Genomic DNA, 13,633 nt, shown 5'->3' with positions numbered 1-13,633 from the left:
ATGTTATCGGTTTGTATGGCGACATATAATGGGGAACGATTTGTCATCAGACAACTAGACAGCGTACTTAAGCAGTTGAATTCTGACGATGAAGTGATTGTCGTGGATGATGGCTCAAAAGATCATACTGTTCAGGTAATCAAGGACCATTATGGTGATCGGGTTCAGGTTTACGTGAATGAAAGAAATTCAGGTGTGATTAAAAGCTTTGAAAAGGCGATATCTTTAGCAAAAGGGGATATCCTTTTTCTTTGTGACCAAGACGATGTGTGGGAGGATCATAAAGTCCAAACCGTAGTCACAGCCTTTCAGGAACAACAGGCAGATTTGGTTGTCCATGATGCCTATGTTGTCAATGGGGAGCTGCAGGTCATTAATCCATCCTGGAATGATTTTAACCATAACAACATAAACCAAGGAATTTTTGGGAATATTTTAAAAAACGCTTATACCGGGGCTTTTATGGCTTTTAAAAAAGAAGTAGTCCCATTGATTCTTCCATTTCCTTCTTCGATCGAAATGCATGATCAATGGATTGCACTCGTGTGTATGGTAAAGAAGAAAAAGATTGTTTTTCTAGATACTCCGCTCGTTAAATACGTTCGTCATGGCGGCAATGTGACAGGAATGAAGAAACGGTCACGGATGACCCAGATAAAGGGCCGCCTGCGGACCATTTCAGCAATTGCTGGTTATAAACGTTAGCCTTGAGGTTAAATTTTTGTTACATTTTAAAGACGACTATTCTTTTTACGAAGCCTTTCTTTATAATGGGGAAGGGGTATTTTGGCGAAATTTGTAAGATAAATGTAAGTGAGGAGTTGTTAAAATGAAAGGTATTATTCTTGCGGGTGGCAGCGGAACGAGACTCTACCCGTTAACAAAAGTAGTTTCCAAACAATTATTACCTGTGTATGACAAACCAATGATTTATTATCCACTATCTGTATTAATGTTAGCGGGAATTAAAGACATCTTGATTATCTCTACACCAGAGGATACCGCCCGTTTTGAACAGATTTTAGGCGATGGATCTGATTTAGGAATGAACTTTACATATAAAATCCAGCCGCATCCAGGCGGATTGGCACAAGCCTTCATCATTGGGGATGAATTTATTGGCGATGACAATGTCGCTTTGGTCCTTGGCGATAATATTTTCTATGGCCATGGTTTAACGGAGCTTCTAGGAAAAGCAGCGGCTCGTGAAACGGGAGCCACTGTGTTTGGTTATTATGTGAATGACCCTGAGCGTTTCGGGGTGGTGGAATTTGATAATAACGGCAAAGCTGTTTCGATTGAAGAAAAACCGGAAGTTCCAAAATCCAATTATGCTGTTACCGGTCTTTATTTTTATGACAATCGTGTGGTGGATATCGCCAAAAACATTCAACCTTCCCCGCGCGGAGAATTGGAAATTACCGATATCAATAAGGCTTATTTAGAAATGGGCGAGCTAAGTGTTGAACTATTAGGACGCGGCTATGCCTGGTTAGATACAGGAACCCATGCTTCCCTTTTAGAAGCCTCTCAATTTATTGAAACGGTAGAAAAGCGGCAGTCATTGAAAATTGCTTGTCTTGAAGAGATTGCCTTCAAAATGGGATATATATCAAAGGAAAAGCTGCTCGAGCTTGCTGAACCATTAAAGAAAAATCAGTATGGCCAATATTTGGTGAAAATTGCTGAGCAAGCCAAGTAAACCAGAAGTGAGGGAATAAACATGAATGTGATTGACACAAAATTATCCGGAGTGAAAATCCTCGAGCCAAAGGTTTTTGGTGATCACCGCGGTTATTTTATGGAAAGCTATAACAAAGAATTATTTGAAAAACTAGGATTGCATTATGACTTTGTTCAAGACAACCAGTCCTTGTCTGCACCTGTAGGTACATTGCGCGGCCTGCACTTTCAATTAAATCCAAAGGCACAGACAAAAGTCGTTCGTTGTGTTACAGGCGCTATTTATGATGTGGCCGTTGATATCCGTAAAGGCTCACCTACCTATGGACAGTGGGTGGGAGTCATCTTAAGTGAATATAACAAACGTCAGCTTTTAGTGCCTAAAGGATTTGCCCATGGTTTTTGTACACTGGTGCCTGACACCACAGTGGCCTATAAGGTTGATGAGTATTATTCTCCAGAGCATGATGGCGGTATTCTTTGGAATGACCCGGACCTAGGTATTGATTGGCCTGCATCGGAACCAATCCTTTCTGATAAAGATACAAAGCATCCAACACTAAAAGAAGCCACTCATTTGAATTTTGTGTTTGAGGAATAGGAGGACAATGATGAAATTATTAGTAACAGGCGGTGCCGGCTTTATCGGCAGCAACTTCGTCCGCTACATGGTAAACAAATATCCAAATTATATGATTGTTAATTTAGACTTATTAACCTATGCAGGAAATCTGGAGAATTTGAAAGACATTGAGAATGCTCCAAATTATAAATTTGTCCGCGGAGATATTGCAGACCGTGACTTTATCCATGGGCTGTTTGCAGAAGAGAAATTTGATTATGTGATTAATTTTGCAGCAGAGTCCCATGTTGACCGCAGTATTACAGACCCAGGAATTTTTGTGCAAACGAACATTCAAGGGACATTAGCCTTGCTTGATGCAGCAAAAACATACAGTGTGGCAAAGTACCTGCAAGTCTCTACGGATGAGGTGTATGGTACATTAGGTGAGACAGGCTACTTTACAGAAGAAACACCGCTTGCTGCTAATAGCCCATATAGTGCAAGTAAAGCAGGTGCTGACTTGCTGGTTCGTGCGTACCATGAAACATTTGGCCTTCCGGTTAATATTACCCGTTGTTCTAATAACTATGGACCCTTCCATTTCCCTGAGAAGTTAATCCCATTGATGATTATCAATGCTCTAAACGACAAAGAACTTCCAATTTATGGTGATGGTCTAAATGTTCGTGATTGGCTTCATGTGGAAGACCATTGCCAAGCAATCGATCTTGTTCTTCATAATGGCCGTGTTGGAGAGGTTTATAATGTGGGCGGGAATAATGAACGTACAAATATTGATATCGTGAAAACTATTCTAAAGCAGTTAAACAAGCCTGAATCATTAATCAAATTTGTAAAGGACCGCCCGGGACATGACCGCCGCTATGCAATCGATGCAACCAAATTACGCACCGAACTAGGCTGGTCTCCTAAATACAATTTTGACACAGGGATTGAACAAACCATTAATTGGTACCTAAACAACCAAGAATGGTGGGAAAATATCATCTCCGGTGATTATCAGGATTATGTGAAAAAGCAGTATGGCGATAGATTAGGGGTAGAGTAATGAGAGTAGTTGTAACCGGTGCAGCCGGACAATTAGGTAAAGATGTCCTAAGGGAGCTTGAGAATAAAAATCATGAGGCCTTTGGGTTAGATCGCGAGCAATTAGACATTACGAATGAAGCAGATGTTTTTAGTCTTATTAATGAGGTCAAACCTGATGTGATCTTACACTGCGCCGCCTATACAAACGTGGATGCGGCTGAAGAAGATGAAGATACTGCCTACCAAATCAATGCGCTTGGAACCGAATATCTTGCCAAGGCTGCTAAAGAAGCAGGGGCAAAATTGCTTTATATCAGCACGGATTATGTCTTTGATGGTACCGCAAACGAGCCGTATGAAGTCAACCAGGAAACTAGTCCATTAGGAGCTTATGGCCGGACTAAGTTAGCAGGAGAGCAGCTCCTGCAAAAGCATTTAGACCGATTTTTTATCGTGCGGACTGCCTGGGTATTTGGTATCTATGGAAATAATTTTGTAAAAACCATGCTTCGTTTAGGTGAGGAGCGCGGTGAAGTAGGTGTGGTTCATGATCAAGTAGGTTCACCGACCTATACCGTGGACTTAGCTAAGTTTATGGTTGAGCTCATGGAAACGGACAAATACGGGATTTATCATGCAACTAACAGCGGGGTTTGTTCATGGTATGAATTTGCAGTCGAGATCTTTAAACAAGCTGGACTCCATGTGACGGTTAACCCATTGACAAGTGATCAATTCCCTAGACCTGCGAAACGTCCGGCTTACTCCGTATTAAGTAAGAAAAGAATTGAAGAGGAAGGTCTCACACCTCTTCGTGATTGGAAAGAAGCGCTCGCCGCTTATCTCCAGGAATCTAAATAATTTAAGAAAATGTTAAGGTGCCTCTGTTGTAATAAACAGAGGTTTTTCTTTTAATAAAAACGGGAAACTTTTATATATAAAAGTACGTCTATATAGATGGCCGAACCAAATGGCGATTATAGTAGTATTGGAAGATTATTTGTCACATTCAGCAAAAAGTCATTTCTGATTGAATGGTCCTAAAACATTGTTAAATCTCACTTTCTTGTAAAATAGTCATTTTGGGTGATTTCCAGAAGGTGAAAAAATTGTAGAATGGAAGTGTTTATTTCTTCTATTGGCTGTGCTATAATCCATTAGGGTATGTCTCTAGGTTTCATTGATTTTATTAAATTAGAAAAATAGTAAATTACAAAAAACGGAATGAACCATGGAGGTCTATATGTTCTATTTAACGTTAGCCATATGTTTTTTCTCGGCGATCATTCTCACCCCGCTAGTGAAAAAACTTGCATTCAAAATTGGAGCAACAGATAAACCAAATCAACGAAAAGTTCATCAAAGAATCATGCCGCGTTTAGGCGGATTGGCCATATATATTAGTTTCTTGATTGGAATTGCGATCTTACGTCCAGACGCAAAATCACTTTTACCGATTATGAATCCGAGTGAGAACCTTCATTTGGCCATTATCCTTGGAAGTCTCATCATTATCTTAACCGGTGTACTGGATGATACAAAGGAGATTTCTCCAAAGGTAAAATTATTCGGACAAATATTAGCTTCGTTTATCGTCGTATTTATGGGAGATCTTAAAGTAGAGTTTATTAACCTGCCTTTTGGCGGACAATTAGATTTTGGCTACTTAAGCATTCCAATTACAATGTTTTGGATTATTGGGATTACCAATGCCATTAATTTAATTGATGGCCTTGACGGTTTAGCTGCTGGTGTCTCAACCATTGCTTTATTTGCAATCTCTGGCATGGCGTACCTTATGGGGAACCCGTATGTTATGATTTTAGCACTTATAACCGCTGTATCATCATTAGGTTTCTTGATTTTCAACTTCCATCCTGCCAAAATTTTTATGGGCGATACCGGGGCGTTATTTTTAGGATACTTAATCAGTGTGCTTTCACTGCTCGGATTTAAAAATGTTACCTTTATCTCACTTGTTATTCCAATTATTATTCTAGGTGTTCCGATTTCTGATACATTCTTTGCGATTATTCGCAGACTTGTCAACAAACAACCATTATCTGCACCGGATAAATCCCATTTGCACCATTGCTTATTGCGTTTAGGCTTTTCTCATAAGCAATCTGTGCTAATCATTTATGCAATGAGTTTAGCTTTTGGACTTGTAGCATTTATCTTCTCACAATCCACTGTGTGGGGATCATTGATTGTGATTTTGACATTATTAGTTGCGATAGAGATTATTGTTGAAAAAGTTGGTTTGGTACGTGAAGATTATAAGCCGCTCTTAAAGTTTATGAAGGGCTTCAAGCCAATTAACCTGAAAGATCGATAATCATATAATGATAGAAAAGGCTTTGGACTTGTTTCCAAAGCCTTTCTTGTTCAACAAATTTTAATAAATCTCAAATATAACAAGTAGTAGAATAATGTTTAGGTGTGATGGGAATGAGGCACTATATATAGTGTGCCATTTTCAATACTTTGCTCAGGAGGATATTATGACGTTTAATGAAGTAATGGCTTTGATCATGCCATCTTTTATAGTGTTGCTTTTTTACACAAAGCTTATTAATAAAAGTTTAACGATTTTTGAGGGGATCTGCCATTTAGCCCTATTTATGTTAAGTATAAATTGTTTATGTTATGCAATTTTGACGATCGCTAAAACAGAAGTGATTTTGTTTACTACTATTTTTACCATGAAATACTGCTTATTGGCTGTCTGTATGGGACTTGTCATTGCTTTCTTTTATCGATTGATTGAACTAAATCTAAAAATAAAATTAAGGGTCGAGTCTAGAAATGAAAAAGAAAAAGCATAAATTAATCATCACTTACATAACGATTTTTATTCTGATTTTGAGTACCTTTATTTTTTCCTTTTCCATCTATCTGAAACAAAAATTCGCTGACCAAAGTATAGATGAAATGATTTTTTATCTTGTAAGCGGTACGGAAGGTACATCAAGTGAGGTAGTCATTTCTGCCATCTTATCCAGTTTACTTCCCTTTTTAACAATCTTTTTGATTCTTTATCTGCCCATTATGAGAATAGAAAAAAGGAAGAATATCATTGATGTGACAATAAAAAATAAGCAATTTTCCATTCATCTATTCCCTCATAGGTTATTTTTTAAATATCGATTATTTTATTCGTTCCTTATTTTCATCCTCTCACTATTCACCAGTTATCAGCTGTTAGGTGTCAGGGATTATTTGAAAAGTTTAACCGACTATTCTACTTATATAGATGATCATTACGTTGATGGCAGGGATGTATCAATTACCTTTCCCAAAGAGAAAAGGAACTTAATACTTATCTATTTAGAGTCAATGGAAAACTCCATGATTGATAAGGATAACGGCGGCGGCTGGAGTTATAATGTTATGCCCGAATTAACCACCATCGCAAAGACGAACGTGAATTTTTCAAATTCGGATAAAGTTGGCGGGGCTCTCCCCATCTTTGGCACCACTTGGACAGTTGGGGCAATGGTGGGTACTACATCGGGTATTCCGTTGAAAATACCTGTCAATGGGAATGAGTACACAGCCTCCAGCAAGTTTCTAACTGGGGCCTATACTCTAGGTGATATTTTGAAAAAAGAGGGATATAACCAAGAAATCATGTTTGGGTCAGATGCTAAATTTGGAGGGCGGAGCAATTATTACACGAGCCATGGCAGCTTTGCTATTTCTGATTTAAATACAGCCATTAAAGAAGGAAAGATGACAGAAAGCCAAAAGGTCTGGTGGGGATATGATGACAGCCATTTATTTGAATGGGCAAAAGAAGAAATCACTACGATTGCAAGTTCTAAGAAACCTTTTAACTTCACCCTATTAACAGCTAATACTCATTTTCCGGATGGTTACGTGGAGAGCAAAGCAGAGCATAAATATGACACACAATACGAAAATGTTTTTGCGTTATCTTCCAAACAAGTGTACGAATTTGTTAAATGGCTGCAAAAGCAGGATTTTTATGATAACACCACCATAGTGCTAATGGGAGATCACTTAAGTATGCAGCCTGGAGGATACTTCCAGAAATATACCTACAGTGGATATCAAAGAACTACTTATAACGCGTTTATTAATCCGGCCATGGAGCCTGTCAATTCAAAAAATAGAGTCTTTACCTCTTTAGACATGTATCCAACCATCTTAGGCAGCATGGGAGTGAAAATTAGCGGAGAACGTTTGGGAGTAGGGACCAATTTATTTTCCAGTAAAAAAACGCTGGAGGAAGAACGCGGCCTGGGCTATGTGAATAGCGAGCTGGCTAAAAATTCAAGATTCTATAACGAAAAGATCTTGCAAGGAGATTATTTCGATTTAATGAAAAAGGCCAAAGAGGAAACCAAACAATAGAAAATTATGGATGCCAGGTGTTTAGAATACCTGGCATTTTTAATGACTTTTACCAAACATTAGTTGTTTTTTGATTGCTTTAAATGGATAAACTGACTAATAAGGAGGATGTTTGATGTTTTATCTTACCTTAATCGTTTGTTTTTTCATTTCAGTGATCGCTACTCCGCTAATTAAAAAGTTAGCCTTCCTTATTGGTGCAACAGACCGCCCAAACCAGCGGAAGGTTCACCAGTCGATTATGCCAAGACTTGGAGGATTAGCCATTTATATTAGTTTTATGGCAGGCATTCTCCTTATCCGGCCGGAAAATCAATATTCTTTCGCGATTTTGCTTGGCTGCTTCATCATCATTGTGACTGGCATTTGTGATGATCTGTTTGAATTACCAGCCAAGTATAAAATGCTTGGTCAATTAGCAGCTGCTTGTTCTGTCGTATTTTTAGGCAATCTACAGGTTGTATTCATTAATCTTCCTTTTGGCGGACAACTTCAATTTGGCCTCTTGAGTATTCCCTTTACAATCCTTTGGATTGTAGGAATAACGAACGCAATTAATTTAATTGATGGGCTTGACGGCTTGGCAGCCGGGGTTTCTTCCATTGCCTTAATTACTATCTCAGGAATCGCTCTTATTCAGGGAAATTTATTTGTGGTTGCTGTTGGGTTAATCGTATTAGCCAGTACGTTAGGGTTCTTGCTTTACAATTTTCATCCTGCCAGCATTTTTATGGGAGATACTGGTGCACTCTTTTTGGGATTTATCATCTCCGTTTTATCGCTGCTCGGATTTAAAAACGTAACCTTTATTTCGTTTGTTATTCCCGTCATCATACTCGGAGTACCCATTTCTGATACCTTTTTTGCAATTATCCGGAGGCTTATTAATAAACAGCCCTTGTCTGCTCCAGATAAATCCCATCTCCATCATTGCATGCTTAGAATGGGCTATTCCCATCGTCAAACCGTGTTAATTATCTATGCCATGGCTGCTTTTTTTGGATTGGTTGCAGTCATTTACTCACAGGCTAGAATCGGCGGGGCACTCTTTTTAATTACAGTAGTCATTTTGCTAATTGAAATCATTGCTGAAAAAATCGGTTTAATGGGAAAGGACCATCGCCCGCTGCTTAAGATTTTCCGAACATTAACAACAGTAAAAGACCGCTCTTAACAGGAAAAGGGACTCATGTATTTGAGCCCCTTTAATTATTTAATTCATGAATTACATTGTGAGGATTGTCCAGCACATCCTTGGTCAAGAGGTCTTCCGCTTTTTTTCCCAATTGTTTGTACCGGTAAATAGTACTATAATAGTACTGAGAATATTATTTATTCGCGGATGTAATCATCCTCGAGATAAACGGTATCACCAAGATTCAGGGTGCACTGGCCATTGGTAAGCTCGATCATCCAGTCCTTGAAGACCTGTACCTGGCTTTCGTCAACATAGGTTTCTACTTCAACCGTGTCTAAGTAATGGATTTCTTTAATCGTATATTTGGCGGCACGAAGTTCTTTCTCAATTTTCCCAAGCCAGGTATAATCAAATTTGGCATGAACAATTTGGGAAAGTTTTCTTTCCACAATGCCAACTGCATCAAGACCTTCTGAAGTGGCTTTGCCGTAAGCACGGATCAGACCTCCCGCTCCTAACTTAATACCTCCAAAGTACCGTGTGACAACGACTGCTGTGTCCTTTAGTTTTCGTTTTTTTAATACTTCTAGGATCGGTACACCGGCTGTTCCGCTTGGTTCACCATCGTCATTCGCTTTCTGAATTTGGTCATGCTCGCCAATCAAATAGGCCGAGCAATTATGGGTCGCATCCCAATGCTGTTTTTTTATGGCCTGGATGAATTCCGTCGCTTCCGTTTCGGTTTCCGCTCTTGTTATATGAGCGATAAAACGGGATTTTTGGATCGTAATCTCATGTTCGCCTGTCTTTTTTACAGTTAGGTAACAAGAAAGCATCATTAATATTTCCTTTCATTAGTTAATAAAATATTGTTGTAATATACCTTTAATACAGAAGTAACGTTCGAATGATATAATAGTAATGGTTCAATAGTATAAATTTATTGTAACACTATCATTATATTACTTTCACCCTAGTGGAAGGTCAATATAAGTGTTAAGGTTCGCCATTACCTAAATTTCAAGATAAAATACGTTAAGAACCTAAAGGGAAAACCCTGGAGGCAAAGAAATGAAACTAAAACAATTCAATACGTCGTCCATTGATGAAATTCGTGAAGAGATGATTGACAGAGTCACAAACAGCAAGGGAGATATTTTCCGTATTGGCGAACAGTGCCGTCAAGATTACGAAAGTATGACAACGGAGCTTCGGAATATCAAGGAAATGATGGTTAAGCTTATTGAAGAGGGAAACCAACTCGAGGACCAAGTTCATCAAGCCCGCCTCATGCTGTCTGAAGTAAGTATGAATTTTAAACATTATACCGAAGAAGAAGTTCGTGAGGCATATGAAAAAGCCCACCAGCTGCAAATGGACCTCTCCATCAATTGGCAGTATAAGAAACAATTGTTAGAGAAAAGGGATGATTTAGAGCGCAGGCTCATAGGGTTAAACGACACGATCGACCGCGCCGACCAGCTTATTTCCCAAATTTCTGTTGTGATGAATTACTTGACAAGTGATTTAAAACAGGTAGGGGAAGTACTTGAAACAGCGAAAGCCAAACAAGACTTTGGATTAAAAATTATTGAAGCTCAGGAAGAGGAACGGAAACGTTTGTCCCGGGAGATTCACGATGGTCCAGCCCAGATGCTGGCCAATGTCATTATGCGTTCTGATCTGATTGAACGTGTTTATAGGGATCAAGGTCCGGATGAGGCATTTGCGGAGATGCATAGTTATAAAAAAATGGTGCGTGCCGCGCTTTATGAGGTCCGAAGAATTATATATGACCTCCGTCCGATGGCACTTGATGATTTGGGACTTGTCCCTACCCTAAGAAAATATTTACAAACCATCGAAGAATATCATAACCACTCGAGGATCGATTTTGTTAATATTGGCCAAGAACGCAGGCTTCCTACAAAATATGAGGTAGCATTGTTCCGTATGATCCAGGAGTCTGTCCAAAATGCACTTAAGCATGCCAATGCCTGTGAAATTAAAGTCCGAATGGAAATAACCAATTCTGAAATCACTGTTCTTATCAAGGATAACGGTGTTGGATTTGATACCTCGATTAAGAAACCTGAATCCTTTGGGATGATCGGGATGCGAGAGCGTGTCGATTTGCTTGAAGGTGAAATTACTTACGATTCAAAAATGGGCAAGGGGACATCTGTACTGATTCGTGTTCCACTAATTAACTAAAGAATTTTTTGCGACAAATGTTAGAATTGAAATAAGGGGGAGTACCAAAATGACGACCAAAATTGCGATAATCGATGATCACCAGCTTTTCAGAGAAGGGGTTAAAAGAATACTAGAATTTGAAAAGTCATTCCAAGTGGTGGCCGAGGGCGATGACGGCACGGAGGCTTTAAAAATTGTCGAACAACACCAGCCTGATGTTGTCATTATGGATATCAACATGCCAGGAATGAATGGTGTCGAGGCAACCAGAGAATTGGTTGAACAATACCCTAATACGAAAATTATTATTTTATCGATACACGATGATGAAAATTATGTTACTCATGCGTTAAAAACAGGTGCCTGCGGTTACTTGTTAAAAGAAATGGATGCCGATGCTCTGATTGAGGCAGTCCGCGTTGTTGCCGATGGCGGGTCTTACCTACATCCAAAAGTGACACACAACCTCGTCAATGAATATCGCAAACTTGCTGCGACGACAGGCGGCTCAGGAGGCGGCGGCTATGTTCCAACACTTGAAATACGCCGTCCATTACATCTATTAACCCGCCGTGAATGTGAAGTACTGCAAATGCTCGCGGACGGGAAAAGCAACCGTGGTATTGGTGAATCATTGTTTATCAGTGAAAAGACGGTTAAAAACCATGTAAGTAATATTTTACAAAAAATGAATGTAAATGACCGTACCCAGGCAGTGGTTTCTGCGATTAAAAATGGCTGGGTCGAAGTGAGATAATTATTTTTCAGGGAGCATGCCTTTACGGTGTGTTCTTTTTTTGTTGTATCATATACAATAAAGGGTAGTTCAGAAGACAAGGATGGTACTTTTTTATGAAAACGGCAATTGTCACGGATAGCACCGCGTACATACCGAAGGAATTGCGTGAAAAATGGAATATACATATGATCTCGTTAAATGTCATTTTCGGGACAGAGGTTTATCAAGAAGAAGAGGATTTAAGCGCTAATGCGTTTTATGATGAGATAAAAACAAAAGATTTGCCAACCACTTCCCAGCCGCCGATTGGGAAGTTCGTGGAGCTGTTTGAGGAGCTTTCGTCCGGTTATGATGCAGTAATCTGTGTTCATTTATCGAGCGGAATCAGCGGCACGTATCAAGGGGCGGTCACGGCTGGCACAATGGTTGAGGGAATTAAGGTTTATCCGTTTGATTCAGAAATCAGCTGTATGGTCCAAGGGTTTTATGCGCTGGAGGCGGCTGAGATGGCTGGGCGCGGGGAGCCGGCTGAGGTGATTATGAGCCGGTTGTCGGACTTGCAGAAGTCGGCCCGTGCATATTTCATGGTGGATGATTTATCTAATCTCCAGCGGGGCGGCCGGTTGTCGAGTGCCCAGGCTTTTATTGGCAGTTTGCTTCAGGTGAAACCTTTGCTGCATTTTGAAAATAAGGTGATTGTACCGTTTGAAAAAATCCGCACACGGAAGAAGGCTTTGAAACGGATTGTTGATTTACTTGGAGAGGATGTTTCCGGCGGCGGGGATTACCGGGCGGTTATTATCCACGCGAATCGTGAGGAGGAAGCAGAGGAGTGGCGTCAGGAGCTGTCTGCTTTGTATCCAAATGTGGATTTTGTGATTGGGTATTTTGGCGCTGTGATCGGCACTCATTTGGGTGAGGGTGCGATGGGTATGGGCTGGATGAAAAGATAAGATTTTAAGTTAGCTGCCATTCCGGCCTTTGGCCGGGATGGTTTTTTTGTTTTGCGGCGGGAGATTGGGGTTGGCGGAAATAATGGGGGAAGAGGCGGAAAAAAGTGAAAAGTATGCGGAAATAATGAGAGAGTCGGCGGAAAAAAATCAAAAACCGGCGGAAATCCGCTGCAAACTGGCGGAATCGAAGCGAAGTGCGGGCTGGTTTATTACTTAAAAAGGTCATAGAAAAAGAGAGTTGGCGGAAATAATGGAGAAAGTGGCGGAAAAAAGTGAAAAGTACGCGGAAATAATGAGAGAGTCGGCGGAAAAAAATCAAAAGTCAGCGGAAATCCGCTGGAAACTGGCGAAATCAAAGCGAAGTGCGGGCTGGTTTTGTAATTAAAAAGGTCATAGAAAAAGAGAGTTGGCGGAAATTATGGGAGAAGTGGCGGAAAAAAGTGAAAAGTACGCGAAAAAAAGTGAAAAGTACGCGGAAATAATGAGAGAGTTGGCGGAAAAAAATCAAAAACCGGCGGAAATCCGCTGCAAACTGGCGGAATCGAAGCGAAGTGCGGGCTGGTTTATTACATAAAAAGGTCATAGATTAAGAGGGTAGGCGGAAATAATGGGAAAAGTGGTGAAAAAAAGTGAAAAGTACGCGGAAATAACGAGAGAGTCGGCGGAAAAAAATCAAAAGTCGGCGGAAATCCGCTACAAACTGGCGGAATCGAAGCGAAGGCCAAACTGGTTTATTACATAAAAAGGTCATAGAAAAAGAGGGTTAGCGGAAATAATGAGGAAAGCGGCGGGAAAAAGAGAATAGTGCGCGGAAATAATGAGAGAGTCGGCAGAAAAAAATTAAAAACCGGCGGAAATCTGCTGCAAACTGGCGGAATCAAAACGAAGTCCAACCAGGTTAGTATTTTAAAAAGATCATAGAAAAACGC

The 13,633-nt window shown here is 40.0% G+C and carries 17 protein-coding genes; 16 read left to right on the top strand and 1 reads right to left on the bottom strand.

Features of this window, described 5'->3' with window-relative positions; genetic code table 11:
- The 9 genes from GXK58_RS11160 (at window position 1) to GXK58_RS11120 (ending at window position 8,852) form a co-directional block, all read left to right on the top strand.
- On the top strand, window positions 1-705 hold the full coding sequence (locus GXK58_RS11160) for a glycosyltransferase family 2 protein (protein WP_160722725.1): 705 nt from the start codon (window positions 1-3) through the stop codon (window positions 703-705).
- 124 nt (window positions 706-829) lie between these two features.
- Window positions 830-1,702, top strand: a complete 873-nt coding sequence (gene rfbA, locus GXK58_RS11155; protein WP_160722723.1) for a glucose-1-phosphate thymidylyltransferase RfbA — start codon at window positions 830-832, stop codon at window positions 1,700-1,702.
- Window positions 1,703-1,723: 21 nt separating this feature from the next.
- Entirely contained in the window at window positions 1,724-2,284 is a 561-nt protein-coding gene (gene rfbC, locus GXK58_RS11150; RefSeq protein ID WP_160722721.1) for a dTDP-4-dehydrorhamnose 3,5-epimerase, read from the top strand.
- A gap of 10 nt (window positions 2,285-2,294) precedes the next feature.
- Window positions 2,295-3,317 (top strand): dTDP-glucose 4,6-dehydratase, encoded by a 1,023-nt coding sequence (rfbB, locus tag GXK58_RS11145; RefSeq protein WP_160722805.1) that lies wholly within the window; start codon window positions 2,295-2,297, stop codon window positions 3,315-3,317.
- The gene (rfbD, locus tag GXK58_RS11140) at window positions 3,317-4,159 is read left to right on the top strand and encodes a dTDP-4-dehydrorhamnose reductase (RefSeq protein WP_160722719.1); all 843 of its coding nucleotides are present in this window, start codon (window positions 3,317-3,319) and stop codon (window positions 4,157-4,159) included. The genes rfbB and rfbD overlap by 1 nt, the downstream gene beginning before the upstream one ends.
- 382 nt (window positions 4,160-4,541) lie before the next feature.
- A complete protein-coding gene (locus tag GXK58_RS11135; RefSeq protein WP_160722717.1) occupies window positions 4,542-5,636 on the top strand; it encodes a glycosyltransferase family 4 protein in 1,095 nt (364 codons plus the stop codon).
- 166 nt (window positions 5,637-5,802) lie between these two features.
- On the top strand, window positions 5,803-6,126 hold the full coding sequence (locus tag GXK58_RS11130; RefSeq protein ID WP_160722715.1) for a hypothetical protein: 324 nt from the start codon (window positions 5,803-5,805) through the stop codon (window positions 6,124-6,126).
- Complete coding sequence (locus GXK58_RS11125) at window positions 6,107-7,678, top strand: LTA synthase family protein (protein ID WP_160722713.1); 1,572 nt, start codon at window positions 6,107-6,109, stop codon at window positions 7,676-7,678. Before GXK58_RS11130 ends, GXK58_RS11125 begins: the two co-directional genes overlap by 20 nt.
- Window positions 7,679-7,793: 115 nt before the next feature.
- Entirely contained in the window at window positions 7,794-8,852 is a 1,059-nt protein-coding gene (locus GXK58_RS11120) for a glycosyltransferase family 4 protein (protein ID WP_160722711.1), read from the top strand.
- A gap of 158 nt (window positions 8,853-9,010) precedes the next feature.
- Here GXK58_RS11120 and GXK58_RS11115 read toward each other — a convergent pair whose 3' ends face one another.
- On the bottom strand, window positions 9,011-9,652 hold the full coding sequence (locus GXK58_RS11115; RefSeq protein WP_160722803.1) for a YigZ family protein: 642 nt from the start codon (window positions 9,650-9,652) through the stop codon (window positions 9,011-9,013).
- 235 nt (window positions 9,653-9,887) lie between these two features.
- Between GXK58_RS11115 and GXK58_RS11110 the strand changes: the two genes are divergently transcribed.
- From GXK58_RS11110 to GXK58_RS27515, 7 genes are all read left to right on the top strand, one after another.
- On the top strand, window positions 9,888-11,030 hold the full coding sequence (locus tag GXK58_RS11110) for a sensor histidine kinase (RefSeq protein WP_160722709.1): 1,143 nt from the start codon (window positions 9,888-9,890) through the stop codon (window positions 11,028-11,030).
- Window positions 11,031-11,079: 49 nt separating this feature from the next.
- Window positions 11,080-11,769 carry a response regulator gene (locus GXK58_RS11105; RefSeq protein WP_160722707.1) on the top strand — a complete coding sequence of 230 codons (690 nt, stop codon included), beginning with the start codon at window positions 11,080-11,082 and terminating at the stop codon, window positions 11,767-11,769.
- 95 nt (window positions 11,770-11,864) lie between these two features.
- Window positions 11,865-12,704, top strand: coding sequence for a DegV family protein (locus GXK58_RS11100; protein WP_160722705.1), 840 nt, complete (start codon window positions 11,865-11,867; stop codon window positions 12,702-12,704).
- A gap of 70 nt (window positions 12,705-12,774) precedes the next feature.
- Window positions 12,775-12,921 carry a hypothetical protein gene (locus GXK58_RS11095; RefSeq protein WP_160722703.1) on the top strand — a complete coding sequence of 49 codons (147 nt, stop codon included), beginning with the start codon at window positions 12,775-12,777 and terminating at the stop codon, window positions 12,919-12,921.
- A gap of 33 nt (window positions 12,922-12,954) precedes the next feature.
- Complete coding sequence (locus GXK58_RS27520) at window positions 12,955-13,089, top strand: hypothetical protein (protein WP_272928140.1); 135 nt, start codon at window positions 12,955-12,957, stop codon at window positions 13,087-13,089.
- Window positions 13,090-13,122: 33 nt separating this feature from the next.
- On the top strand, window positions 13,123-13,278 hold the full coding sequence (locus GXK58_RS11090) for a hypothetical protein (RefSeq protein WP_160722701.1): 156 nt from the start codon (window positions 13,123-13,125) through the stop codon (window positions 13,276-13,278).
- Window positions 13,279-13,311: 33 nt separating this feature from the next.
- Window positions 13,312-13,446 carry a hypothetical protein gene (locus GXK58_RS27515; RefSeq protein ID WP_272928139.1) on the top strand — a complete coding sequence of 45 codons (135 nt, stop codon included), beginning with the start codon at window positions 13,312-13,314 and terminating at the stop codon, window positions 13,444-13,446.
- Window positions 13,447-13,633: the final 187 nt, after the last annotated feature.

Origin of the sequence: Bacillus sp. USDA818B3_A (assembly GCF_009928415.1) — a bacterium.
Classification (GTDB): domain Bacteria; phylum Bacillota; class Bacilli; order Bacillales; family Cytobacillaceae; genus Neobacillus.
Note: the sequence above shows the minus strand (reverse complement) of the source record. Positions and strands in the feature narration are given on the sequence as shown.

What these genes read in the sequence shown, in the direction of transcription:
- GXK58_RS11105 (WP_160722707.1), top strand. Translation starts at nt 11,080, where the DNA reads ATGACGACCAAAATTGCGATAATCGATGATCACCAGCTTTTCAGAGAA.
- GXK58_RS11100 (WP_160722705.1), top strand. Translation starts at nt 11,865, where the DNA reads ATGAAAACGGCAATTGTCACGGATAGCACCGCGTACATACCGAAGGAA.
- GXK58_RS27520 (WP_272928140.1), top strand. Translation starts at nt 12,955, where the DNA reads ATGGAGAAAGTGGCGGAAAAAAGTGAAAAGTACGCGGAAATAATGAGA.
- GXK58_RS27515 (WP_272928139.1), top strand. Translation starts at nt 13,312, where the DNA reads ATGGGAAAAGTGGTGAAAAAAAGTGAAAAGTACGCGGAAATAACGAGA.
- rfbC (WP_160722721.1), top strand. Translation starts at nt 1,724, where the DNA reads ATGAATGTGATTGACACAAAATTATCCGGAGTGAAAATCCTCGAGCCA.
- GXK58_RS11125 (WP_160722713.1), top strand. Translation starts at nt 6,107, where the DNA reads ATGAAAAAGAAAAAGCATAAATTAATCATCACTTACATAACGATTTTT.
- GXK58_RS11120 (WP_160722711.1), top strand. Translation starts at nt 7,794, where the DNA reads ATGTTTTATCTTACCTTAATCGTTTGTTTTTTCATTTCAGTGATCGCT.
- GXK58_RS11115 (WP_160722803.1), bottom strand. Translation starts at nt 9,652, where the DNA reads ATGCTTTCTTGTTACCTAACTGTAAAAAAGACAGGCGAACATGAGATT.
- GXK58_RS11135 (WP_160722717.1), top strand. Translation starts at nt 4,542, where the DNA reads ATGTTCTATTTAACGTTAGCCATATGTTTTTTCTCGGCGATCATTCTC.
- rfbD (WP_160722719.1), top strand. Translation starts at nt 3,317, where the DNA reads ATGAGAGTAGTTGTAACCGGTGCAGCCGGACAATTAGGTAAAGATGTC.
- rfbB (WP_160722805.1), top strand. Translation starts at nt 2,295, where the DNA reads ATGAAATTATTAGTAACAGGCGGTGCCGGCTTTATCGGCAGCAACTTC.
- GXK58_RS11110 (WP_160722709.1), top strand. Translation starts at nt 9,888, where the DNA reads ATGAAACTAAAACAATTCAATACGTCGTCCATTGATGAAATTCGTGAA.
- GXK58_RS11090 (WP_160722701.1), top strand. Translation starts at nt 13,123, where the DNA reads ATGGGAGAAGTGGCGGAAAAAAGTGAAAAGTACGCGAAAAAAAGTGAA.
- GXK58_RS11160 (WP_160722725.1), top strand. Translation starts at nt 1, where the DNA reads ATGTTATCGGTTTGTATGGCGACATATAATGGGGAACGATTTGTCATC.
- GXK58_RS11130 (WP_160722715.1), top strand. Translation starts at nt 5,803, where the DNA reads ATGACGTTTAATGAAGTAATGGCTTTGATCATGCCATCTTTTATAGTG.
- rfbA (WP_160722723.1), top strand. Translation starts at nt 830, where the DNA reads ATGAAAGGTATTATTCTTGCGGGTGGCAGCGGAACGAGACTCTACCCG.